Below are 22,449 nucleotides of genomic sequence, written 5' to 3'. Positions count from 1 at the left end.
GGTTCAGGCGTCGGGGGCGGGAACGAGGAAGATGCGATCCCCGATCCGCTCGCGGAGCCGCTCGTAGAGGGCTTTGCCCTTCTCGGCGGTGGCGAGGGTAGGCCGTCCGACCGATCCCGCACTGTCTTTCGGGACGCGCACTTTGCCGCGGCGGTAACGCTTCGCATCGGAGGGAATGAAGTCGCGTGCCCACTCCATGTGGACCAACTCGGGCGCGAGGTAGAGGAGGAGCGACGTGTCGGCCTCGCCACCGTGGAGGTGCTCGGTCTGTCCTTCGAGGATGTCGCTCATATTGACGGCGTAAATGTCGACGACGCGGACGCGCGCCGCGCGTGTGATGACGGTGTCGAGCGCTTCTTGATGCGCGTCGTAGTCGTGCGCGGTGAGCAGGATAAATTCCCGGAACCCTGTCGTCTCCCAGGAGTCCAAGAGATCGTTGAGCATGCGGTGCAGCGTTTTCTTCCGCAGCGTTGCATTGCCCGGGAACACGACATCGGTGTTGCCGTTCACTCCATACTCGAGGGTTGGTGCGACAATGACCCCGGTGGCGGCGGAGAGATCATCGGCCAATCGTTGGGCGATGATGGTGGCGCAGCCCAACGGAAGGTGCGGGCCGTGCTGCTCGCACGTGCCGACGGGAACGATCAAACGCGGATCGGCGGCGATGATGGCAGCCACTTGAGCCGGGCCCATTTCTTTGAGTCGTCGCGGCGCAGCGCTCGCGGCGGGAGGCGGAAGCGGCATTGCGAAAGGCGGTGAAGTGAAGCCGGTGACGCGATGGCCGGCGATCCGGAGTGCTGCCGCGCACGTGTGGACGCTCAGTGCGGGCGTCGCACTCGTCGCGGACGCGTCGTGGCTCCGCAATCCCGGCATACGCTACTTGTTCGCCAGCGTCGCCGCCACGGGGGTGGCGATTCTGATCGCGTTGGGGCTGCCGAGGCGGTCGCGCGGTTGGGCGTACGCGGCGGTGACGGCGGCGGTGGTCTTCTGCGCGCTGGCGATCCGCACGCAGCGGCAGTTGGGGCGAATCGACGACGACTGGTCGATGTACCGGATGGCGATCGTGCGCCACGGCACGCTCGAGCTGTCGCACGAGCTGGACGCGGTGATGCGCCGGATTCGCGCGACGGCGATCGACGCGCTCGCGTCGCCGGCGAGCGAGGCGGACGCGTTTAGCGCGCTGCGGCAGGACGTGCATCACCGGCCCGGGTTAGGCGTGGTGCTGTATCGGCGCGGCCGGCCCGCGGCGTGGGCGGGGACCAACGTTGTGTCCACGGACACGCTGGTCGCGCCGGTGGGCGTCGTGCAGTCGCCGTTCTACGTGACGGTGTACGCGGCGGCCTCGCGCGGGGAGACGCGCGCGGTGGCGAGCGCGGTGATCCACGCCGAGTCGCCGGGCGACAGTCTGGTGTCCGCGCTGGCCGATCGTGTGGCGAGCCGGGTGGGCCTCGATGGATTCGTGGTGGTGGTGGACGCCCGCGCCCGCGCCGCGTTGGACGCGGGCAATGCCCAACTGAACGCGGGCACGCTCGTGTTCGCGCCGGCGCAGGACACGCTGTTCGCGGCGCGGGCGGTGCCCCCGGAACGCGAGGAGGCGCGGCTGGTGGCGCTGGAAGGCGCCCGGACGAGCGGCACGGTCACGCTCGCGCTGGCGCTCCTCTGTTTTCTGGCGGCGGTGTGGCGCGAGGAGCGGGCGTTCGGGTGGCGGCTCGTTCCGTTAGGCGTGTGGCTCATCGCCGTGGCGCTGGCGCCGCTCAGCGCGCTGTCCAGCGACTCGACGCTGTTCGATCCCACCGTGTACTACGCGCCCCTCGGCGGCCCGCTCACGGGCACCGTCGGCGCGTTAGGCATCGCCGCGGGGGCGGTGCTCCTCGGCTTGCTGCTGCTGCAGCGCCGGCACGGACGCGCGCTGGCCGTGCCGCGACGGGCCCGCCTCGTCGTGTTGATCGCGGTTGCCGCGCTCGGCCCCCTGCTGCTGCGCGCCCTCGCCGACGGCGTCGCCCCGCCGCCGGGCGGCGTGAGCGGCGCCGTGTGGCTGGCGTGGGAGGTGTCGCTCTTCCTCGTGACGGCAACGCTGCTCATCGCCATCGCCGGCGCCGCGGGTGACATCCACATCCGTGGCCGCACCTTCGGCGTGCCGCCGGTGGTTGCGCCGCTCGTCGCGGCGGTCGCGGCCTTGCTCGCACCGGGTGCGCTCGAGTCGCCAGGCGTCTGGCCGGGATGGTACCTCGCGGTGTGGATCTTCGCCGTCGTGTGTCTGGTGCTCTCGCGGCCGCACCGGCGGCTGGTGCTCGCGGCCGGCGCCGTGGCTGCGTTAGGCGCAACGGCGCTCACCTGGAACGCCGGCGTGCGCGGTCGCATCGCGTTGGCGAACCGCGATGTGTCGTCGCTCGATGTGGTGCAGTCCGACGTCACCGCGGCGCTGCGCCGGTTCGGCGACGCCCTTGCCGATGCGCCGGAGCCGCGCACGCAGGCCGACCTCGTGCGCGCCTACATGCAGTCGGACCTCCTGGGCTCCGGGTATCCCTCGGCCATGCAGAACTGGACGGCCGACGACAGCCTGCAGGCCGCCGTGCGCCTCGACCCGGTGATGCCGCCCGACTCCGGCGTGCGCGCCGCCGTGGACGAAGCGCGCATCACGTGCGCGACCGTGCTCCATACCGTGTTAGGCATGCCCGGCATGTACGCGGTGCTTGCGGTGCCGCATCCGAGCAACGCGGTCACGGCGGTGATCGTCGCGCCGCGCACGCGCCTCATCCCCGAAGATCCGTTTCACGCGCTGCTCGGCATCGAGGAGCGCGAACGCGGCCAGCCGCCGTACACCGTCGCACTCGTCGATGCGGATCCTGCGTTGGGCCTCACGGCAGGACACACGCGATGGTATCGCTCGGGCGACGAGCTCCACGGCGATCATCTCGTCGAGACGGGCTCGGGCGAGATGCGCGCCCACATCGAGATCGATCTCCGCTCGCAGGCGATTCTCGTGCAGGGCGGGACGCTGATCGTGTTCGTCGATCTCATCCTGCTCTCGGTGCTGTGGCTGGCCAGCGTGTTCCCCGAGCGCGCGCTGTGGCGGCTGCTGCGCGGTCGCGCACGGCGGTGGCGACGCAGCTATCGTGCGCGACTAACGGTCGGCCTGTTCGCGTTCTTCGTGCTGCCGGCGCTCGCGTTCGCGTTCTGGAGCTACCAGCGACTGCAGCTCGAGGACCAACAGGCGCGCGAGCTTCTCGTGCGGGCCACGCTCCACTCGTATGCGGGCGGCGCCGACCCGCAGTCGTTGGCCACGGCCGGCGGCCGCCTCGACACGCCGCTCCTGACCTACACCGACGGCCAGCTGCGCGAGGCGAGCGAGCCGATGCTCGACGCGCTCGCACCTACCGGACGGTTCATGCCGTCCGAGGTATACGCCGATCTGCGCGACGGACGGGAGGTGTACGTGGCCCGCCCGATGCGCGTCGGCAGCTCGCGCGCGCTCTTCGGCTACCTCACCGTGCAGAGCGGGCCCGGTGCTCCGTTAGTCATCGCCGCGCCGGCCCGCGGCAGCGAAGAAGTGCTCGACCAGCGGCGCCGCGACCTCGGCGTCCTGGTCATGTTCGCCACGGTGCTGGGCGCGATCGCGGCGCTGCTGTTGAGCCGCGTCGCCTCGCGCTCGCTGGCCAAGCCGATCGGGCAGTTGCGCGCCGCGGCCCTCGCGATTGCGGCGGAGGAAACCGAGCCGCCGCTCTCCAGCGCGCCGCCGGAAGAGTTCGAGCCGGTGTTCAGCGCGTTCCGCCGCATGGCCGCGGACCTGGGGGCGAGCCGCGCCGCGCTGGAGTCGGCCCAACGGCGCACGTCGCAGGTGCTGCGCAACGTGGCGAGCGGCGTGGTCGCGTTCACCGCGCCGGGCGCCGTGCTGCTCTCGAACCCCCGCGCCGAGGCGCTGCTCGGGCGAGCGTTGCCCGCAGGGGCAACGCTCGACCAAGCAGCGCCCGAGATCGCGGAGCGGCTGCGCGCGTTTCACGCGCGCAGCGTGGACGAGGAGGAGTTCGAGTTGGGCGTGGGCGGGCGGCAGCTCCAGGCGCGGCTCACCCGCCTCACGGGCGGCGGCGGCGTCGTGCTCACCCTCGACGACGTCACCGACCTCGCCCGCGCCCAACGCGTGCTCGCCTGGGGCGAAATGGCGCGGCAGGTGGCGCACGAAATCAAGAATCCCTTGACGCCCATCCGGTTAGGCGTCCAGCACCTCAAGCGCGCTTACGCCGACGCGCGCGGCGACTTCGATCGCATCCTCGATCAGAACGCCAGCCGCATCCTGTCCGAGATCGATCGCCTCGACGAAATCGCGCGGGCGTTCAGCCGCTACGGCACCGCGCCGGCCGAGCGACAGCCGCCCGAGTCCGTGGACGTGGCGGCCGTCACCCGCGACGTGCTCGAGCTCGAGCGCATGGGCGCCGCCGGCGGCGGCCCCGTGGAGTGGCGCCTCGACGGCGCCGATGAGCCGATGCTCGCCAAGGCCCGCACCGATGAACTGCGCGAAGTGCTGCTCAACGTGCTCGAGAACGCGCGCCTCGCCGCGGCGACCCGCGTCCTCGTGCGCCTCAGTCGCGATGATGGACGCGTCGTGATCCAAGTCGCGGACAACGGACAAGGGATCCCCGCGACAGTGTTGCCGCGTATTTTCGAACCCCACTTTTCGACCCGCACGTCCGGCAGCGGCCTGGGTCTCGCCATCAGCCGGCAGTTGGTGGAGAGCTGGGGCGGAGAGATCGAAATCGTAAGCGACCAACATCGCGGCACGACCGTCCGCGTCGATCTGCTGGCAGGCGGGGCAAACGACACTCCCGGCCCGGCGAGGCGTGCCTAGCGCGGGGTGGCAAGCAGTGTCGTCTGCCACTTGCTATCGTACATTCGCCCGGGTCGCGTCGCTCGCGCCAGATCGCGCGAACCATTCACCCCAAGGCCGGATTCTTTTCGTGCATCGCGACCTCGCCCGGCATTCGTAGCCCAACAGAGCATGTCCGCCAAAGACGACTCCAGCATTCAGCCGCTCCTCGACCAACACCGTTCGGAGGCCGAGCGGCTGCTCAACGGCATGCGGGCGGTGGTGCTCATGCTGCTCGCGGCGACGGGAGCGTTCTACGCATCGTCGCTGCCGGCGGCGGTGAATCGGGTCAACCTGCTGCTGCTCGCGCCGATTCTCGCCTGGACGGTCGGGCAATGGATCGCGTTCCGCGGACGTCCGCAGCTGCCGCGCTGGCTCACGGTGGCCAATCCGCTGATCGACGTCACGTGGATCACGCTGCTCATGGGCGGATACGCGCTCGCGGGCCGGGTGGAGCTTGGCCTGCGCTCGCCGATGTTTCTCGCGTACTTCGCCGTGCTCGCCTCGCGGCCCATCACCTCGTCGACGCGGCTGGCGGCGACGACCGCCGCCCTGGCGGTGGGCGAGTACACGGCGCTTGCGTTAGGCTTGTTGCTCGCCGGCGGGACGCGCATCGTGTCCAGTCCGGTCGAGGCGGCGGTCGGCTTCGGGCTGTCTCCGTTAGACGAGTGCGCCAAGGTGCTGCTGCTCGCGGTGTCTGGGTGCGTCGCCGTGTACGCCACCGCGTGGCAGGCGCGGCTGCTGCGCAGCTATCACGAGCAGACGCGTCACGGCGAGCAGCTGGAGAGCGCGCTGGCCCGCGCGCAGCTGCGGAGCCTCGAGCTGCAGCTGCACCCGCACTTTCTCTTCAACACGCTCAACACGATCACGGCCTTGCTGCGCTCGGACGCGCGCGCGGCCGAGCGCGTGGTGGCCGGCCTGAGCGAGCTGCTGCGGTTCTCGCTGCGCGGCGCCGCGCAGCAGGAAGTGTCGTTGGAGCGGGAGCTGGAGCTGCTCCGGCGGTACGTCGAGATCCAGCAATACCGGTTTTCCGACCGGCTGCGCGTCGAGCTGTCGGTCGATCCGCGCGCGCGTCGAGCGTTGGTCCCGAGCTTCCTCCTCCAGCCGCTGGTCGAGAACTCGATTCATCACGGGATCGCGCCGCGCGCCTCGGGCGGGTCGGTGCGAGTGCTGATCGAGCGCGAAGAGGACACGGTGCTGCTGACGGTGACGGACGACGGCATCGGCGTCGGCGCGGCAGCGCGGGCGCGGCGGGGCGGGGACGGCGCGCCCAGCTCGTCGGGCGGCGGCGTTGGGTTAGGCAATACGCGGGCCCGGTTGCGCCACCTGTACGGCGACGCGCACCGGTTCGAGGCAGGCGCACGACCCGAAGGCGGTTTCGAAGTCCACATCGAAATTCCGTTCCGCGATGCCGCGGAGTCCACATCACCGGCCATTCTGGAGGTTGTAGCATGACGATGCGTCTCGACACCCTGATCGTCGACGACGAGCCGCTGGCGCGGACGCACCTCCGCGAGCTGCTCTCGGCGCACCCCGACGTGCACATCACGGGCGAATGCGGCAACGGCCGCGACGCGGTGAACATGGTGCGCGAGCTCGAACCCTCGCTGGTGTTGTTGGACATCCAGATGCCGGAGCTCAGCGGGCTCGATGTGGTCCGGGAGATCGGACCGGCGTCGATGCCCGCGGTGATCTTCGTGACCGCGCACGACGCCTACGCCCTCGACGCGTTCGGCGTGTTCGCCGTCGGCTATTTGCTCAAGCCCGTGCAGCCGGAGCAGCTCCAGGCGGCGCTGACGCGCGTGAAATCGATCCAGGCGCCCGTGCAGCGCGACGACGCCGGCATCCGGCTCACCGACACGGCCGGTCCGCCTAACGGAGAGGGGTCGGACCCGGAACGCCTGGCCATCCGCGTCGACGGCCGCATCGTCTTTCTCAAAATCGAGGACATCGACTGGGTCGAGGCGATGGACAACCACGTGCGGCTCCACTTGGGCAGCCGCGTCCACGTCGTGCGCGGCACGCTCACGAACCTCGAGCGCCGACTCGCATCGGGATTCCTGCGCATCCATCGGTCCACGCTGGTGAACGTGAGCCGCGTGGTCGAAGCCCAACCGTGGTTCGGCGGCGACTTCGTGCTGATCTTGGGCGACGGCACGCGCCTGACCTCGGGGCGCAGCCACCGCCCGCAAGTGCAGCGGTTTCTGCGGCAGAGTCTGTAAGGCGAACACGTCCGCAGCGCGTTGCGGCCGCACGGTGCGCAGCGCTCGCCCCGGCTCGCGTGGAGTGCGCTGCGCAGCGATAGGGTCTCGTCGTGGTTCGTTGGACATTGAGTGCGGCCCGCGCCGAATGCGGGCGGCAGCCAATGCAAGGACCGGCCGTGCGCCGAGCGTCACGGCAACACCATGAACCAGGGGTGACCATGCGGAAAATGCTGTGTGCGTGTGTGGTGGTCGGACTGGTGAGTCTCGCCGCGTGCGGCGGCTCGACCGGACCGTACGGCGGGACGGGTGGAACCATGCAGGGCGGCGGCGGAAACTCGACCAGCAACGCGATATCGATCGGCAACGACTTTTTCAGTCCGTCGAGCACGACGGTCGCCACGGGCACCACCGTCACGTGGACGTGGAATTCGAGCGGCACTGCGCACACCGTGACATTCGATGATGGCGCGCCCGGTTCAGGTGCGAAATCGAGCGGCACGTTCTCGCGCACGTTCACGACGGCTGGAACCTACACCTACTACTGTCAGATTCATGGACGAGCCGTGATGTCGGGCTCGATCACCGTGCAGTAAGTCCTTCACCTCTGGAGAGCGCATGCGTGTTCCGTCGCGAGCGAACGAGTTGTCATTGCCAGATCCCGTGCGGCTCGTTTGCCCGGCGAAAGCGCGCATGTGCGGCGCTGCCGCCGTCCTTGGCCTCATGATGGCGGCCGTTCCGGCGGCGGCGCAGTGCCGGCCGCCGGAGAACAGCAACGAAGCGAAGCTGCTCGCGTTCTACTCGGCGCCGATCGCCTTCGGCATCGATGCCGCGCCGATGACGCTCGCGCCCGGATCGATCCGCGTGTCGGTCGACGTCGAGCCGATGCCCACGCCTAACGATCAGATCGAGCAGACCCACGTCTGCTTCACGAGCAAGGGCGAGAACACGCGGCTATCGCCGATCTTCGGCCGTCCGCGCATCATGATCGGGTTGCCGGCGGGGTTCATCTTCGAGGGGAGCTACGTCCCGCCCATCCAGTTGTACGATGCCAAGCCTAACCTCGGCAGCTTCGCGCTGTCGCGCGCCCAACGGGTGTCGTCGGTGGGCGGCGGATCGCTCACGCTGCTGCTGCGCGCGCACGGCACCGTGGGCCAGGTGCAGGGCCCGATCACCTGTCCCACGAAAGGCCTGCAGACCGACGACCCGAACGCGCCCTGCTTCGGGACCAACCCGTCGAAGGACACGTTTCATCCGTATATGATTGGCGGGGAAGGCACATTCTCACTCACCACGCGGGACCGGCGTTGGGCGTTCTGGGCCGGCGGCGGCGTGAACTGGCTCAAGCCGCGATTCCAGGTCGGCTTCACCGACGCCACCGGCTTCACCGATTCGACCCGCGTCGAGATCAACCTGACGCGCGGCGTCGTCTTCGGCGGGGTGACGGCGCACGTGACGCGCCTCTTCGACCTCTCGGCGCAGGTGTACTCGCAGCCCGCGGATGTGACGACGGTTCGATTCGCCGCCGGCTATATCCTGCGCTGATCCCGCGGCGCGCCGCGGGCGCGCCTCGCCAACCGAGCTTGCCGCGGCGCGGCAAAAGTCACTGATTTCCATTAGTGACCGATCAGATCGCGCCTCCCACGGTTTCGATGCCGCTTTCGCGGCCGGACGACGCGGACCGGCAGGCCCAGCTCGACCGCATGAAGCGGCGGGCCACGGGCCTGCTGGTGCTGGCGACTGCGATCTTCGGCGTGACGCGCTGGTACGAGAGCCGCCTGCCGTGGCTCGGTTTCATCCGCGCGACCGCCGAAGCCGCGATGGTGGGCGGGTTGGCCGACTGGTTCGCCGTCACCGCGCTGTTTCGCCATCCCCTCGGTCTTCCGATCCCGCACACGGCCATCGTCGCCGCACGCAAGGACCGGATCGGGCGTACGTTAGGCAACTTCGTCCAGTTCAACTTCCTGGCGCGCGACGTCGTAGCGCGGCGCCTCGCGTCCATGCGCATCGCCGATCGCGCCGTCACGTGGCTCTCGGATCCCGCGCACGCGCGGCTCATCGCGCATCAAGTGGCACTCGGTCTCGCACGCTCGGCGGAAGCATTGCCGGACGACGAAGCGCGCCGGCTCATTGGCGAAGGCCTAGCGGCGCGCGTGCACGCGACGCGCGCGGCGCCGGTGTTGGGATCGGTTCTCACATTCATTACGACCGATAGCCGGCACCAGGATCTGCTCGACGACGCGCTCGGACTCATCGAGCAATCCGTGCGCGAAAATCGCGAGATCATCCGCGTGAAGGTCACGGAAGAAACCCCGTGGTGGGTGCCGGAGGTGGTAGACGAGCGGATCTACCTCAAGATCGTGAGCGCGATCGAGAATCTCCTGCACGAGGTGCGCGAGTCGCCGGATCACCCGTTGCGCGCCAAATTCCACGAGGCGCTGGTCCGGTTCACCGACAAGTTGCGCAACTCGCCCGACGTCATCGAGAAGGCCGAAGCGTTCAAGGAGGAGTTGTTCAGTGCGCCGGTGTTGGACGAGATTGCGACGTCGATCTGGCGCACCGCGCGCACGGGGCTCGTGCGCTATGCGGATCGCGAGCCGGCCGAAGGCGCGGCGCCGGGCGCGCTCGAGCGCGGCATCGTGTCCTTCGCCGCGGCGATGCGCTCGAACGAGGCCATGCTCGGCGAGCTGGACCGATTCATCACCGACGCGACGCTGACGGTGGTCGAGCAGTATCGGCACGAGGTCGGCGAGCTGATCGCGCACACGGTGGCGGCCTGGGATCCGGACGCGACGTCGCGCCGGATCGAACTGGCGATCGGCCGCGACCTCCAGTTCATCCGCATCAACGGGACGCTCGTCGGCGGCTTGGCGGGACTCATCATTTACGCGGTGTCCCGGCTCTGGTGACCGGCGCGCGCGTTCCTTCGTGATTATTCTTGTAGGCAGCAAACATGGCCGCACCAGCCCTCATTACCGAGATACACGATCCCGTCAACGCGCGCATCCTCGCTGTGTCCGAGGACCGCGTGGCCGGGTTTCACGCCGATCCCTTCGACGAGATCGCGCGGCTGTCCGGCGTTCCGTTAGGCACGGTGCTGGAGCGCGTGCGGGCCATGCTGGCCGCCGGCACCATCCGGCGCGTGCGTCAAACGCTGCTCTCCACCAATCTCGCGCCGGGCGCGCTGGTGGCGTGGCGCGTGCCGGCCGCGCGGCTCGACGCCGCTTTCGATTTCATGGTGCGCGACGATCCCTTCTCGGGTCACGTGGTGATCCGGTCCACCGACACGGACACCGAGGGATCGGCGTATCGACTGTGGACCACGCTCAAAGTGCCGCAAGGGTTTTCGATGCCGCGCCACGCCGAGCACCTGGCGCGACGCGTCGGCGCCGAGTCGTTCCTGCTCATGCCGGCGAAGGCGTTGTTCACGCTCGGCGTCGGTCACGTGCGGCGGCGCGGGATGGAACCGGGCAGCCGGTCGGATGCCCCGGGCCGGATTCTCGATACGCACATCGTGCGCCTAACGGAGATCGAGTGGCGGGTGCTGGAGCGCCTCAAGCGCGAGCTGTCTGTGGACGAGATCGTCCCCGACCCCTGGCGCGCGCGCGCCGAGGAGGCGCAGGTCTCGCTGGATGAATTCCTGCGCGTGGCGCGCGCCCTCGACGAGCGAGGCGTGATTGGACGGTTCTCGACATTTCTCGAGCACGTGAAACCCTCGGCGGCAGGCACGCGCGTGACGCGATACAACGCGCTCTTTCACTGGCGCGTGCCGCCGGGACGCGAGCTCGAGGCCGGATGCGAGGTGGGTCGTCATCACATCCTCACGCACGCGTACTGGCGGGAGGGGGGCCCGGCGTTCGCAAACGTGAACATCATGGCGGTGGCGCACGGCACCGACAAAGCTCTCGTGTTGGCGCACAAGGCGGCGATCGATGCGCACCTCGCCGAGGCGTCGATCGACGTGAGTTACACGAACGTGTTCTGGGGCGGACGCAGCGAGATCAAGCCCTCTGAAATTTCACCACTGGCCTACGAGGAATGGTGCACCCGCGAGGGGTTGGATCCATCCGCCATGCGAGACGCGGCCTGATCCCGCGCGGGGTTGCAGCGCTGCTGGCGCTCGCGGTGGTCATTGCGTGCGCCGATGCGCGGGGCGATCCGCCGCGCGCCGCGGCGCGCCGCGCATCGCACACGGCGCCGGCGACGCACGCCGACACGATGCTCGATTCTGCGCACGCGGTGACGGCGCGCCTCGAGCAGCGTTGCGCGTCGGATGCGCGGATGACCAACGTGCTCGCACAGGTCCGCGCCGACAGCGATTCGGCCCGCGCGGACTCGATCCGCGGGGCGCAGCGAGACAGCATGGCACTGGCGTCGGCCGATTCGTTAGGCGCGGGCGACAGCACGCACGACGGTGCGTCGCATCCGGCGCACGCGCCGGCGCGGCGCCGGGCCCGCCGCGCGCACCGCGTCACGCCGGCCGCGGCCCCGCATCCCGCGTCGTGGCACGGCGAAGTCGCGCGGCGTGCGCTGGGGCAGACGCCGCTGCCCGGCTCCCTGTTTCCGGGCTGTCGCGTCGTGGCGTACTACGGCAATCCGTTCTCGAAGCGGATGGGGATTCTGGGCGAGATCAATCCCGATTCGATGCTCGACCGCTTGCAGCGCCAGGCCGATGCGTACGTGCATGCGGACAGCACGACGCCCGTGCTGCCGGCGCTCGAGCTGATCGTGACCGTTGCCCAGGGGGCGGCGGGCCGCGATGGGATGTATCGCGCCCGGATGCCCGACTCGGTGATCGACAAAGTGGCGTCGTGGGCGGAGCGCCGCGGCTATCTGTTGATCCTCGACGTGCAGGTGGGGCGGAGCTCGGTGCGCAGCGAGATCGCGCCGCTCATCAAGTATCTGCAGCGCCCGACGGTGCACCTGGCGCTCGATCCGGAGTTCGCGATGTTGCCGACCAAAGTGCCAGGGCACGTGATCGGCACGCTCGACGCGTCGCAGGTGAACGTGGCCGCCGACACGCTGGCCGCGTTAGTCACGCAGTACCAGCTGCCGCCAAAAATGCTGATCGTGCACCGGTTTACCCGTCCGATGCTCACCAACCACGAGCGCATCCACCTCGATCCGCGCGTGCAGATGGTGATTGACATGGATGGTTTCGGCGCGCCGACGCTCAAGCGCAGCTCGTACCTGCATTACATATTCGACCACCCGGTGCAGTTCGCCGGATTCAAGGTCTTCTACAAGAACGACAAGCCGATGTTGACGCCGGAGCAGGTGCTGCGGCTGAAGCCGATTCCCGTCTTCATCATGTACCAGTAGGGCAGGGACGCGCGCGCGGCGACGCGGGCGGCTCCCGTTCCGGCATGTACGCTTACGTTCTCGCGCTTCTTTTCACACCCGATCGCGAACAGGTCGTGCTGATGGACAAAACGCGGCCGGCGTGGCAGCGCGGGCGCGTCAATGCGTTAGGCGGCAAGCTCGCGCCGGGCGAGAGCGCCGCGGAGGCCGCCCGCCGCGAGGTGCGCGAGGAAGCAGGTGTCGATGTCGCCGCGTGGGACACGGTGCTCGTCTGGCGCGATCCCCAGTACACGATGCACGTGCTTCGTGCCTTTGACGACGCGGCAAGCAGCGCGTGCACCGCCGAGGATCAGCGCGTGTTCCGGGCGCCGGTGCATGCGCTGCCCGCGAACGTGATCGACAATCTGCGCTGGCTCGTGCCGCTCGCGCTGGATCGTGACGTGGCGCTGCCGATCGAGGTGCGGAGCGCCTCGCCTCACGGATCGGGACTCACCGAGCCGCCGCCGTGACGCACGGACGGGCGTTCGATTCCGGCACGACCGATCCCAAAGCCGGACACCGGTGCTGCCAACGGACGGAGGGCTGCACCGGGTAACATCTGATGCGCGTGCAAGATGCTGGCTGCGCGGTGCGCGGCACGACTATTCCCTCGCGCACACGCAGGCTCGCGACTGATCTACCGCGGCGCACACGGCGCCGCGTCCACCCCGGCCGCCGACATTCATCCACATGCTCAACGACCTCCGGTACGCGTTCCGCACGATTTTCCGCAGCCCCGGATTCGCCGCCGTCACCGTGCTCACGCTTGCGTTGGGCATCGGCGCCAGTACCGCGATCTTCAGCGTCGTCGATGCGGTGTTGCTGCGGCCGCTGCCGTACCCCCAGTCCGACCGGTTGGTCGATATCTGGTCCAACGGGCTGGGCGGCAATTTTCCGGGGCGGATGGGTCTCTCGTATCCACATGCGTTAGACATCCGCAAGATGCGGCAGGATTTCGCTGGCGTTGCGGTCTACACGACGCAGCGATCGAACATGACCGGCATCGGCGATCCCATCGAGGTGCAGGCGGCGGTAGTCTCGCCGGACCTGTTCTCGGTGCTGGGCGTGCATCCGGTGATCGGGCGTGCTTTCACGGCGGCCGATGTGCACGCGCCGGTGACGGTCCTGAGCTACGCGACCTGGACGGGCCGCTATGGCGGGGACCGCTCTGTGTTAGGTAAGACGATCATGCTCGACGGCCGTGCGTACACGGTGATCGGCGTCCTTCCGCCGGCGGCGCGGTTTCCGGATGAGCGCACCGAGTTGTGGCTGCCCATCGGCGTCGCGTTCGCCGACAATCCCGACCTCGAAGTGAATGCCGATTATTTCGCGTTCAGCGTGGTGGGCCGCCTGGCGCCTGGCGCGTCGGTCGAACGCGCCGGCGCCGACCTCGCGCTGTTCTCCAAGCGATTGGCGGAGGCATCCACTCAGACGTCCGCGCCGAAAGCCGGCGATGCCAGGTCCGCCGGAGCGAACGGTCCCGCGGCCGGTCCGCCACCAGGCGCCGGAGCGCCGAGCGGCGCCGTGCGACGAGTCGTGATCGCGCGGTCCGGCGGACCGCCGGGCGGAGCGGCGGGCGGCCTCAAGGACCAACTCGACACGCCGTCCTTCACGCTGCAGGCGTTGAGCCGGTCGGTGGTGGGCAGCGGACGCAGCTTGATCCTGGTGCTCTTCGGCGCCGTTGGCGTGGTGATGCTGATCGCCTGCGTGAACGCCGCCGGTCTCCTCATGGCGCGCTCGAGCGGACGGCGACGCGAGATCGCCGTCCGCCGAGCGTTAGGCGCAGGCCGGGGACGCATCGTGCGGCAGCTGCTCACCGAGAGCGTCGTGCTCTCGCTGGCCGCCGCCGGCGCCGGTTTGGCGTTAGGCGCCTGGGGCCTCGACGGGATTCTCGGCACCTGGCCGGGCGTGCTGCCACGCGTCGGCACAATCGACATCGACGGGCGCGCCCTCGCGTTCACGCTGGCCTTAGCCCTCGCGACCGGCGTCGCCTTCTCGCTCGTGCCCGCACTGCGCGCCGCGTCGCCCGATGTCGAGCGCACGCTGCGCGACGATTCGGCAGCGAGCACCGGCGCGCGCCGGCGCTCGCACGGCGTGCTCGTGGTGACCGAAATGGCCCTCGCGCTGGTGCTGCTCGTGGGGGCCGGACTCCTCGTCCGCAGCTTCGTCCGGCTGAGCGAGGTTCGCCCCGGATTCGATCCCCAGAACGTGCTCGCGGCGCGCATCCGCCTCACGCCGTCGCGCTATCAGAACGTGCAGCAGCAGCAGGACTTTTTCGACCAGGTGGAAGCAGACCTGATGCGCCGGCCCGGCGTGATGGGCGTCTCGCTCTCCCGCACGCTGCCGCTCAGCGGCGCGACGATGATGTTAGGCATGGATCCGCGCGAGGTGCGCGCCGACGATCCGGATCAGGTGCTGATGATCGGCCTCGATGTCGTCGATGCGCAGTACTTCACCACCCTGCGCATCCCGCTGCTCGCCGGGCGCGTCTTCGGCCCGTCCGACCGCGCCGGCTCGCCGAGCGTCATCATCGTGAACGATCTGCTCGCCAAACAGCTGTGGCCCGGTCAGTCGCCGATCGGCAAGCAAATGCCGCTGCACGGCGGCGGCGGAGGGTCGGCGCCGGCGACGGTGGTTGGCGAAATCGCCGCCCTGCGCTCGGGTCGCATGGACGCGCCGCCGCAGCCCGAGCTTTATGAGGCGGTGGCGCAGTCCGGGCCGCTGCTGCAAGCGTGGGTGTCGGTGCGCGCGTCGAGCCATCCGCTGCAGCTCGCCGGGGCCGTGCGCGAAGCGGTGTCGCGCGCCGATCCGCAGCAGCCGATCGGCGAGATCGTGAGCCTGGAACAACTGATCGAGCGGCAGACGGCGGCGCGGCGTCTGACGATGGCGCTGGTGTCGCTCTTCGCGGCGGTCGCGATGACGCTGGCGGCGATCGGGATGTACGGCCTGGCGGCGTACACGGTGACGCGGCGGACGCGCGAGTTCGGCATCCGCGTTGCGTTAGGCGCGCAGCGGAGCGACGTCCTGCGCATGGTGCTGCGCGAGCACCTGCGCCTGGTCGCCGCCGGCGCCGCGGCCGGCATCGTCATCGCGCTCGGCCTCACGCGCGTGATGCGTACGTTGCTCTTCGATGTGAGCCCGACGGATGTGCCGACGTTCGCGTGTACCGTGGCCGGCCTGGCGATCGTCGGGGTGCTGGCGGCGCTCATGCCCGCCCGCCGCGCCACGCGCGTGGACCCGATGGTGGCCCTCCGCCACGAATAGCGGCGGGCGCCGTTAGGCGTTAGGCGGCTCCGTCCAGGATGTGCCGGATCTTGCGCGTCAGCGCGTCCGGCGAGAACGGCTTGCCCAGGAATTCCACGCCGTCCGTCAGGAACCCCTCCTGCTGGCTCGCCGACTCTGCGTAGCCGGACATGAGCAGCATCGCCATGTGCGGGTGCAGCTCGCGGATGCGCCGCGCCAGGTCGGGACCCTGCATTTCCGGCATCGCGATGTCCGACAGCACGAGGTCGATCGAGTCGCCCGACGCATCGCAGATCCGAAGCGCTTCGGCGCCGTTGGTCGCTTCGAGCACCCGATGCCCCGCTCGCTCGAGAATGCGCTTGATCACCGCGCGGATGCCGTCGTCGTCCTCCACCACCAGCACCGTTTCGCTGCCGCCGCTCGTCTGCGGCCGCGGCGGCTGTCCGGCGGGCGAGGCGGCGCCGTCCGCCACCGGCAGGAACACCTCGAAGGTCGACCCCTCGCCGGGCGCGCTGATGACGCGAATGTATCCGCCCGATTGCTTCACGATCCCATACACCGTGGACAGGCCGAGCCCGGTGCCCTTGTGCCGATCCTTCGTGGTGAAGAACGGCTCGAAGATGCGCGACTTGGTCGCCTCGTCCATGCCGAGCCCCGTGTCGGTCACGGAGATCAACACGTACGCGCCCGGGCGCACCGCGAACGACCAGCCCTCCCGCGCCGATGCCGCATCGAGCGTGACGTTTTGCGTCCGTACCGTTAGGCGCCCGCCATCGGGCATCGCGTCGCGCGCGTTCACCACCAGATTGACGATCACCTGCTCCAGCTGACCGGCATCGGCGCGCACGGCGTGCAGCTCGGGCGCGAGCCGCGTCGACAGCGTGATGTCCTTGAGCAAGAGGCGCTGGAGCATCTTCTCCAGCTCGCTCACGGTTTGATTCACGTCCAGGACGCGCGGCTGGAGCATCTGCTGGCGGCTGAACGCGAGCAGCTGGCGCGTCAGGCGGGCGGCGCGGTCCGCGGCGAGGTCGATCTCCTGGATGTCCTTGTGGCGCGCATCGTCGGCGGCGACATCCTGCAGCAGCAGCTGGCTGTAACTCTTGATCGCCGTCAGCATGTTGTTGAAATCGTGCGCCACGCCGCCGGCGAGCCGGCCGACCGCTTCCATTTTCTGCGCCTGCATGAGCTGCGCTTCGAGGCGTTTGCGGTCGGTCATATCGGCGAAGGTCACGACGTAGCCGTTGGCCGGGTCGTCGTCGACCGGTCCCCAGGACATGCTCACCTCGAACGTGCTGCCGTCGCTGCGGGTGGCCACGCCGGGCACGTCGGTTTTCACGGCGCGCGTGTCGCCGTTGAGCACGGGCAGCTCGCCGCTGCCGGGAAACATCGGCAGTCGCTGCCCAACGGCTTGGGCCGCGGTCCACCCGAACATGCGTTGGGCGGCGGGATTCCACTGGCGCACGACGCCCTGCGCATCCACGGCGCAGACCGCCAGCGGCGCGGCTTCGAACAGCGCACCCAGCCGAGCGTTGGTCCGGCGCAGCTCCGCATCGCGCTCGCGGAGCGCTTCGCCGGCCGCGGCCGCGGCATCGAGCGCGCTGCCTAACTCAGCGTTGGACGATTCGAGGTCGCCCGTCATCTGCTGCAGCGCCGCCATCTGCTGCTCGAGCTCGGCCTGCTGTTCCTCGAGCTGCGTCGCCTGCATCTCGAGGTGCTCCTGCTGCTGGAACACTTCCTCCGCCTGCGCGAGCAGCCGCGAGCGCATGCGCCGCATGATCAGGAAGAGCCCGATGATCTCGAGCAGCAGCGTCCCGGCAGAGGCCCAACGCACGGCGACCATGCTGCGATCGCGTTCTCGCAGCCGCGATACGGCGCGCGCTACCAGGTCGGCCGACGTCTGGCGCGCGCTGTCGGTGAGCGCCGTGCTCTGAGCCGCGATGCGCCGCGCCGAGTCGAAATCGCCGCGGCCGGCCGCCGCCAGCTCCGGATCGACGAAGGACGCGTCCCAGCGTCCGACGAGCCGCCGCAGCCGATCGATGCGGCCCTGCCATGCGGGATCATCACCGGTCACCGAGCGCAGCGAATCCAGCGAGGCGTACAGCTGCGCGCGGCTGGCGATGCCCGACGCGAGGCCCGTCGTGTCGGTGGTGAGCAGGTAGCCGCGCACGCCGGCCTGTCGGTCGATCAGGAGCGTGTTGATGTCGCGGGCGAGCAGCGTCACCTGGCGTCCCTGCAGGATCTCGCTCCGGCTCACCAGTTGAACGATGGCGATCAACGAGAGCGTCGCAATCACACCGCCGAGCGCCAGGAGACCGAGCCCGAACAGCCGGCGGACGACCGCGCGAACGTTCGCTCGGTCGAGGACGGAGGGGGGCTGGACGTTGGTCATTGCAGACGGGCGCGGCATTGTGGAGGCACGGCAGTGCTCGTGTATCTAGATGGAAACCGGGTAGCGCGCCAGCCGTGGCGGGCTGAAACGTCGGGACGGGTTCCGCTGACTCTCGTTGAGATGACGCGTAGAGGCACGCGTCCGTCATCGTGCGCGACGTCCCCGGCAATGGCGTCGAGGACGGCACGCTCCTGGCAGTCGACACCCTGCTCCATGGCAGAGCCGACGGAGTTGCATCCCGCACGGCGCCACGTGCCCGCGCTGGACGGCGTGCGCGGCGTGGCGATCCTCGCGGTAATGGCGTTTCACTTCACGCTGCGCATGCCCGACGCCACGTCGGGCGACCGCCTTGTCCACCGCGTGTTAGGCGCCGGTTGGGCGGGCGTCGACCTGTTCTTCGTGTTGTCGGGTCTGCTGATCACGACCTTGCTGCTCGACGCGAAGGGCGCGCCGCACTACTACCGTACGTTTTACGGCCGCCGGGCGCTGCGGATCTTCCCGCTGTATTACGGATTTCTGGCGCTGTACTTCCTGCTCGTCGTCCATCGGGGCACGACGGCCGACGATCATTACCTGTGGCACGAGCAGGGGTGGTGGTGGAGCTACCTGGACAACTGGTGGCTCGCGTTCGTGCGGCGCACCGAGCCGCCTAACTATTTCTGGACGGGCCCGTTCTGGTCGTTGGCCGTCGAGGAGCAGTTCTACCTGCTGTGGCCGACGCTCGTGCTGCTGCTCACGCGGCGCCGCCTGGCGATCGTCTGCGGCGCCGTCATCGTCGGCGCGCCCGTGTTCCGGTTGTGGCTGCGCGCGCACCACGCGGCGCTGATCGCTCCGTATGCGCTCACGCCGGCGCGTCTCGATTCGCTGGCGGTGGGCGCGCTCCTGGCGATCGTGTTGGCCGACCACCGTCTCGCGTACGTCGGCTCGCGGATCTTCATCGGGCTTGGCGTGATGGCGGCGGCGATCACGGTGGCGGTGTTCCACGCGCACGGCGGGTTGTGGACGTACGGCGGGTGGGAGGAAGGGCCGGGCTACACGATCATGGCGATCGGGTGGGGCGGGCTCGTGGCCGCGGGCGCGACGGCGGTGCGCGGCACCATTCCGGCGCGCGTGCTCGGCGCCCATTGGCTGCGTGCGTTAGGCAAGTACAGTTATGCGATGTACGTCTTCCACGTGCCGATCTGGGCGCACGTGCAGCCGCTGGTGTTCCCCGGGAACCGCGTGCCGGCGGTGTTCGGCTCGCACATCCTGCCGTCGCTTGCGTTAGGCGTGCTATGCGGGCTGCTCGCCTTCGCGGCTGCCTTCGTGAGCTGGAACGTCTACGAGAAACAATTCCTCAAGCTCAAGCGGTATTTCGCGTACGCGCCATCCGTGCGAGCGCCGCGCGATCCGGCGCAAGCCGAGCAGCCACAGGCGGCCGGTGCGCCGGGTGCGGCGATCGCGGGCGCCGGCTGACAGCGACCGCACTGCTCGCACTGCGGTCCGCCGCCGTTCCATCAGCGCAATGTTTCGCGCCGTCGCGCGCGCATTTGCTGCGGGTCCGCGCGTCGATGCACGGCAAGTTGCCCCCATGCTTGCCGCGATTCAATCCGCCGCCATCCTCGGCATCGAAGCCTACGACATCACCGTCGAGGTCGACGCCGCGCGCGGCCTGCCGGCCTGGACCATCGTCGGCCTCCCCGCCGGCGCGGTGAAAGAAAGCCGCGAACGCGTCGGCGCAGCGTTAGTCAACTCCGGTTTCACGCTCCCGCCTCGCCGGGTGACCGTGAACCTCGCACCGGCCGGATGGACAACGGCAAAAAGATCGGCGCTTCGTCCGGCGCGTAATTCGGCTGCCAGCACTGCGGCCGGCTAACGGTACGGGGCGCCGCGCACGCGCGGCCGGGGAGGGGCGGTGACATGACCGATGCCGAACGTCGTGAAGAGGCGCAGGTCGTGGCAGCCACGGCGCTCATTCTCGATGACCCTGTGAGCGCGTTGCACATCCTCGGCGTCGAGCTTGACGCATCGCTGAGCGATCCCGCGACGCTTCGTACAATCGCCGCGGTCGTCGTGCACACCGCTGAGCTGCGTGCCCGCCTTCTCGATCGCATCGGCGACGTAATCAGCACCTACTGCACCCTGCACGCCTCGGTCGAGGCGGTCGGTGCGGTACTCTCGGGTACGCCGATCGAGAGGCGGCTGGCCAAGAACGTCGATCTCGCGGCAGTGCGGGACGCACTCGCCGATGTCGTCTCGCCTAACGGCGTCGCCCTTCACTCTCTCTTGACGTAAGGAGCCACTATGGCCGGAGTCTTTGGCGTCACCCCGATGCAGCCCTACCCCTCGTGGGCGCAGGGCTTGGAGCAAGGGACGGGCGCGATCGCCAACGCGATCTACCAGCGGCGGATGCTGGACCTGGAGCGGCAGAAGTTCGGGCTCCAGCAAGCCGAGGCGGGCTACCAGCCCGCGCACCAAGAGCAGGTCTACACGCCGGGTCGCCTCGCGCAGCCCTCGATGGTCTCGGTGGGCAACGTGCCGTCGCCAACGCCGGGCACCTCCACGATGGGCGCGAGTTCTAACGGCACGGTCATGGGCTCACCCGACGCGATGGCCCGGACCACGGGCTCCTACAAGACCACGACCGTGCCAGGCTACTACGACATCACGAAGTCGCTGCCCTACGCCCAGGCCGAACTCAACGGGCGGCTCATGGCGGCGATCTACGGAGGGCAGATCCGTAATCAGGGATTGGAGCAGCGCTACGGCGGTGTCGATCCTAACGGCAACTACCAGCCGGGCAGTGAGTACTACCTGCGAACCGGCGTCGTGAACGCCCGGAACCAAGGGCAACTCGCCGACATCAACGCACGCGGCGACCAAACGAGGCAGACTGACCAGTTTCTCTACGGCGGTCAGGGGCCGGTCGACCCAGCCACCGGCCAGCCGTTAGGCGCCCGCACCATGTCGACGCTCGCGACGCAGGCCCCGGTGCTAGATGAGCGGCGACAGGCCGCAGCGGCGGCACTCGCGACTCGACAGGCCGCCCAGAGCGATCTCGCTGCCCATCGGCGCGCCACGGAGAGCGCCGCGGCTGTGCGGGCGGCGCAGCAGGCCGTGGATGCCGATACGCGCAGCATGCCCAAGCCACCGGCCTTCGGGTTCCTCAACCCGAGTGATTCGGTTGCCTTCTACAACCGGCGCGCCGCAGCGCAGGCACGACTCACGACCGATCAGTCGCGGCTGGATTCGCTGAACAACGCGCCGACAGGCCTCGTCACCACGCCCGGCGCGCGGCCATTCTCGAGCGGCTCGTCGGTGGCGCCGCACGTTCCGCGTTCCGGCACGGAGGCCTCGAACCTCACGCCGACGCTTCGTCCGATGGGAAGCGTTGCGCCGAGCACGACGTTAGGCAACCGGCAGGTCCCCAACCAGTCGACCAGCACGCGGCCGACGGCGACGTACCTGCCCCGGAGCCCTGGCGACCCGACGGTCAGTCAGGGTGCCGGTGGCGCCTCTGAGCGGGCGCTCTACGATGCGGCCGTGCGCCGGATCGCGCAGAACGTCAGCGATCCTGCCGAACAGGCCCGCCAGTTCCAGCAGGCTGCGGCGATCTACCAGCAGCGCGTCGCACGCCAGAAGGCGCCGCGATGAGTCCTCCGGTTAGGCCTGAGCAGGACCCCTACGCGGACCTGGGCCAAAGTGCGCCGGCCGCCGGCGGCGGGGCTGATCCGTACGCTGGGCTCGGCGTCGATCGCTCGCTAACGCCAGGGCCGACCCCGTCGCCGCGGCTTTCGCTTACCGGCTCCGCCCCTGGGGTGCGGCCCGATGTCACAGCCGCGCTTCCGACAACGCCACAGCGATACGCCGCCTCGGCGAACCTTCCCGAGCGCGCCATCCAGCAGGTTGGCGAATTCGCAACGGGGGCGGTTAGGCACCCCATCACGACCGCCGAGGGCATGGTTACGGCGCCGCTCGAATCGGCGTACCGCACGTTTCTCGCGCCGGTCCAAGGCACGCAGATCACGCCGACGGAGTACCTGGGGGGCAAGGTGGGCATCGTGCCCGGTGTCACGCCGCGACTCACGCCCGGGACGACCGTCACGGCAGCGAACACGCCGAGCAGCATCACGCCGCAGGAATTTCGCCAGGCGGCGACACAGACCGTGGCCAACGCTGCGAGCCTGCCGCTGGCCGAGGGCACGAGCGTGTTCGCTCGGCGCCTCCTGACGCCGGTGACTGACGCCGGTAGCGCTGCCTTGTTCGGTCGTGCGGCCGGCGGCGCAGTCGGCGCATTCCCGGTCGGCGCCGCGTACACGCCGAACGATCCGCTTGCCGGCGGCCTGGCAATGGCGACCCTCGGCGGCGGACTGCCGTTCGCGGGTGAGGCCGCACGTCGTGCAGCGAGCCGGGTCACGTTGGGTGCGCGCACCACG

General features: G+C 69.4%; 17 protein-coding genes. 15 read left to right on the top strand and 2 right to left on the bottom strand.

The annotated features are described in order from the left end of the window. Positions 1-3: 3 nt before the first annotated feature. Positions 4-744, bottom strand: a complete 741-nt coding sequence (locus VFW04_08495) for a creatininase family protein (protein HEX5179353.1) — start codon at positions 742-744, stop codon at positions 4-6. A gap of 25 nt (positions 745-769) precedes the next feature. Between VFW04_08495 and VFW04_08490 the strand changes: the two genes are divergently transcribed. From VFW04_08490 to VFW04_08445, 10 genes are all read left to right on the top strand, one after another. Further along, entirely contained in the window at positions 770-4,843 is a 4,074-nt protein-coding gene (locus VFW04_08490) for an ATP-binding protein (GenBank protein ID HEX5179352.1), read from the top strand. Positions 4,844-4,993: 150 nt separating this feature from the next. Then, positions 4,994-6,316 carry a histidine kinase gene (locus VFW04_08485; GenBank protein HEX5179351.1) on the top strand — a complete coding sequence of 441 codons (1,323 nt, stop codon included), beginning with the start codon at positions 4,994-4,996 and terminating at the stop codon, positions 6,314-6,316. Beyond that, positions 6,313-7,083 carry a LytTR family DNA-binding domain-containing protein gene (locus VFW04_08480; protein ID HEX5179350.1) on the top strand — a complete coding sequence of 257 codons (771 nt, stop codon included), beginning with the start codon at positions 6,313-6,315 and terminating at the stop codon, positions 7,081-7,083. The genes VFW04_08485 and VFW04_08480 overlap by 4 nt, the downstream gene beginning before the upstream one ends. Positions 7,084-7,283: 200 nt before the next feature. Further along, a complete protein-coding gene (locus tag VFW04_08475; protein ID HEX5179349.1) occupies positions 7,284-7,658 on the top strand; it encodes a plastocyanin/azurin family copper-binding protein in 375 nt (124 codons plus the stop codon). Positions 7,659-7,725: 67 nt separating this feature from the next. Then, positions 7,726-8,607 (top strand): hypothetical protein, encoded by an 882-nt coding sequence (locus VFW04_08470; protein HEX5179348.1) that lies wholly within the window; start codon positions 7,726-7,728, stop codon positions 8,605-8,607. A 74-nt stretch (positions 8,608-8,681) separates the two neighbouring features. Further along, entirely contained in the window at positions 8,682-9,971 is a 1,290-nt protein-coding gene (locus VFW04_08465; protein ID HEX5179347.1) for a DUF445 domain-containing protein, read from the top strand. 44 nt (positions 9,972-10,015) lie between these two features. After that, positions 10,016-11,152, top strand: a complete 1,137-nt coding sequence (locus VFW04_08460; GenBank protein ID HEX5179346.1) for a hypothetical protein — start codon at positions 10,016-10,018, stop codon at positions 11,150-11,152. Beyond that, positions 11,101-12,384, top strand: a complete 1,284-nt coding sequence (locus VFW04_08455; protein ID HEX5179345.1) for a hypothetical protein — start codon at positions 11,101-11,103, stop codon at positions 12,382-12,384. Before VFW04_08460 ends, VFW04_08455 begins: the two co-directional genes overlap by 52 nt. 44 nt (positions 12,385-12,428) lie before the next feature. Then, complete coding sequence (locus tag VFW04_08450) at positions 12,429-12,872, top strand: NUDIX domain-containing protein (GenBank protein ID HEX5179344.1); 444 nt, start codon at positions 12,429-12,431, stop codon at positions 12,870-12,872. A 220-nt stretch (positions 12,873-13,092) separates the two neighbouring features. Then, the gene (locus VFW04_08445) at positions 13,093-15,666 is read left to right on the top strand and encodes an ABC transporter permease (GenBank protein ID HEX5179343.1); all 2,574 of its coding nucleotides are present in this window, start codon (positions 13,093-13,095) and stop codon (positions 15,664-15,666) included. Positions 15,667-15,685: 19 nt separating this feature from the next. Here VFW04_08445 and VFW04_08440 read toward each other — a convergent pair whose 3' ends face one another. Then, positions 15,686-18,034, bottom strand: a complete 2,349-nt coding sequence (locus VFW04_08440) for a response regulator (GenBank protein ID HEX5179342.1) — start codon at positions 18,032-18,034, stop codon at positions 15,686-15,688. A 213-nt stretch (positions 18,035-18,247) separates the two neighbouring features. On the opposite strand from VFW04_08440, the gene VFW04_08435 reads away from it, so the two are divergent. The 5 genes from VFW04_08435 to VFW04_08415 all read left to right on the top strand — a co-directional run. Continuing rightward, positions 18,248-19,489, top strand: coding sequence for an acyltransferase (locus VFW04_08435; GenBank protein ID HEX5179341.1), 1,242 nt, complete (start codon positions 18,248-18,250; stop codon positions 19,487-19,489). A gap of 115 nt (positions 19,490-19,604) precedes the next feature. Next, positions 19,605-19,889 (top strand): magnesium chelatase domain-containing protein, encoded by a 285-nt coding sequence (locus tag VFW04_08430; protein ID HEX5179340.1) that lies wholly within the window; start codon positions 19,605-19,607, stop codon positions 19,887-19,889. Positions 19,890-19,933: 44 nt separating this feature from the next. Next, positions 19,934-20,308 carry a hypothetical protein gene (locus VFW04_08425; protein HEX5179339.1) on the top strand — a complete coding sequence of 125 codons (375 nt, stop codon included), beginning with the start codon at positions 19,934-19,936 and terminating at the stop codon, positions 20,306-20,308. 9 nt (positions 20,309-20,317) lie between these two features. Continuing rightward, complete coding sequence (locus VFW04_08420; protein ID HEX5179338.1) at positions 20,318-21,667, top strand: hypothetical protein; 1,350 nt, start codon at positions 20,318-20,320, stop codon at positions 21,665-21,667. 164 nt (positions 21,668-21,831) lie between these two features. After that, the coding region (locus tag VFW04_08415) for a hypothetical protein (GenBank protein HEX5179337.1) at positions 21,832-22,449 on the top strand (618 nt) is incomplete at its 3' end.

It is taken from the genome of Gemmatimonadaceae bacterium, from assembly GCA_036273715.1.
GTDB lineage: Bacteria > Gemmatimonadota > Gemmatimonadetes > Gemmatimonadales > Gemmatimonadaceae > JADGGM01.
This window is presented reverse-complemented; position numbering and strand designations above follow the sequence as displayed.

Bases quoted from the DNA above. Each gene is read 5' to 3' on its own strand.
- VFW04_08425 (HEX5179339.1), top strand. From the start codon at position 19,934: ATGACCGATGCCGAACGTCGTGAAGAGGCGCAGGTCGTGGCAGCCACG.
- VFW04_08460 (HEX5179346.1), top strand. From the start codon at position 10,016: ATGGCCGCACCAGCCCTCATTACCGAGATACACGATCCCGTCAACGCG.
- VFW04_08430 (HEX5179340.1), top strand. From the start codon at position 19,605: ATGCTTGCCGCGATTCAATCCGCCGCCATCCTCGGCATCGAAGCCTAC.
- VFW04_08485 (HEX5179351.1), top strand. From the start codon at position 4,994: ATGTCCGCCAAAGACGACTCCAGCATTCAGCCGCTCCTCGACCAACAC.
- VFW04_08455 (HEX5179345.1), top strand. From the start codon at position 11,101: ATGGTGCACCCGCGAGGGGTTGGATCCATCCGCCATGCGAGACGCGGC.
- VFW04_08480 (HEX5179350.1), top strand. From the start codon at position 6,313: ATGACGATGCGTCTCGACACCCTGATCGTCGACGACGAGCCGCTGGCG.
- VFW04_08495 (HEX5179353.1), bottom strand. From the start codon at position 744: ATGCCGCTTCCGCCTCCCGCCGCGAGCGCTGCGCCGCGACGACTCAAA.
- VFW04_08450 (HEX5179344.1), top strand. From the start codon at position 12,429: ATGTACGCTTACGTTCTCGCGCTTCTTTTCACACCCGATCGCGAACAG.
- VFW04_08420 (HEX5179338.1), top strand. From the start codon at position 20,318: ATGGCCGGAGTCTTTGGCGTCACCCCGATGCAGCCCTACCCCTCGTGG.
- VFW04_08435 (HEX5179341.1), top strand. From the start codon at position 18,248: ATGGCAGAGCCGACGGAGTTGCATCCCGCACGGCGCCACGTGCCCGCG.
- VFW04_08445 (HEX5179343.1), top strand. From the start codon at position 13,093: ATGCTCAACGACCTCCGGTACGCGTTCCGCACGATTTTCCGCAGCCCC.
- VFW04_08475 (HEX5179349.1), top strand. From the start codon at position 7,284: ATGCGGAAAATGCTGTGTGCGTGTGTGGTGGTCGGACTGGTGAGTCTC.
- VFW04_08440 (HEX5179342.1), bottom strand. From the start codon at position 18,034: ATGACCAACGTCCAGCCCCCCTCCGTCCTCGACCGAGCGAACGTTCGC.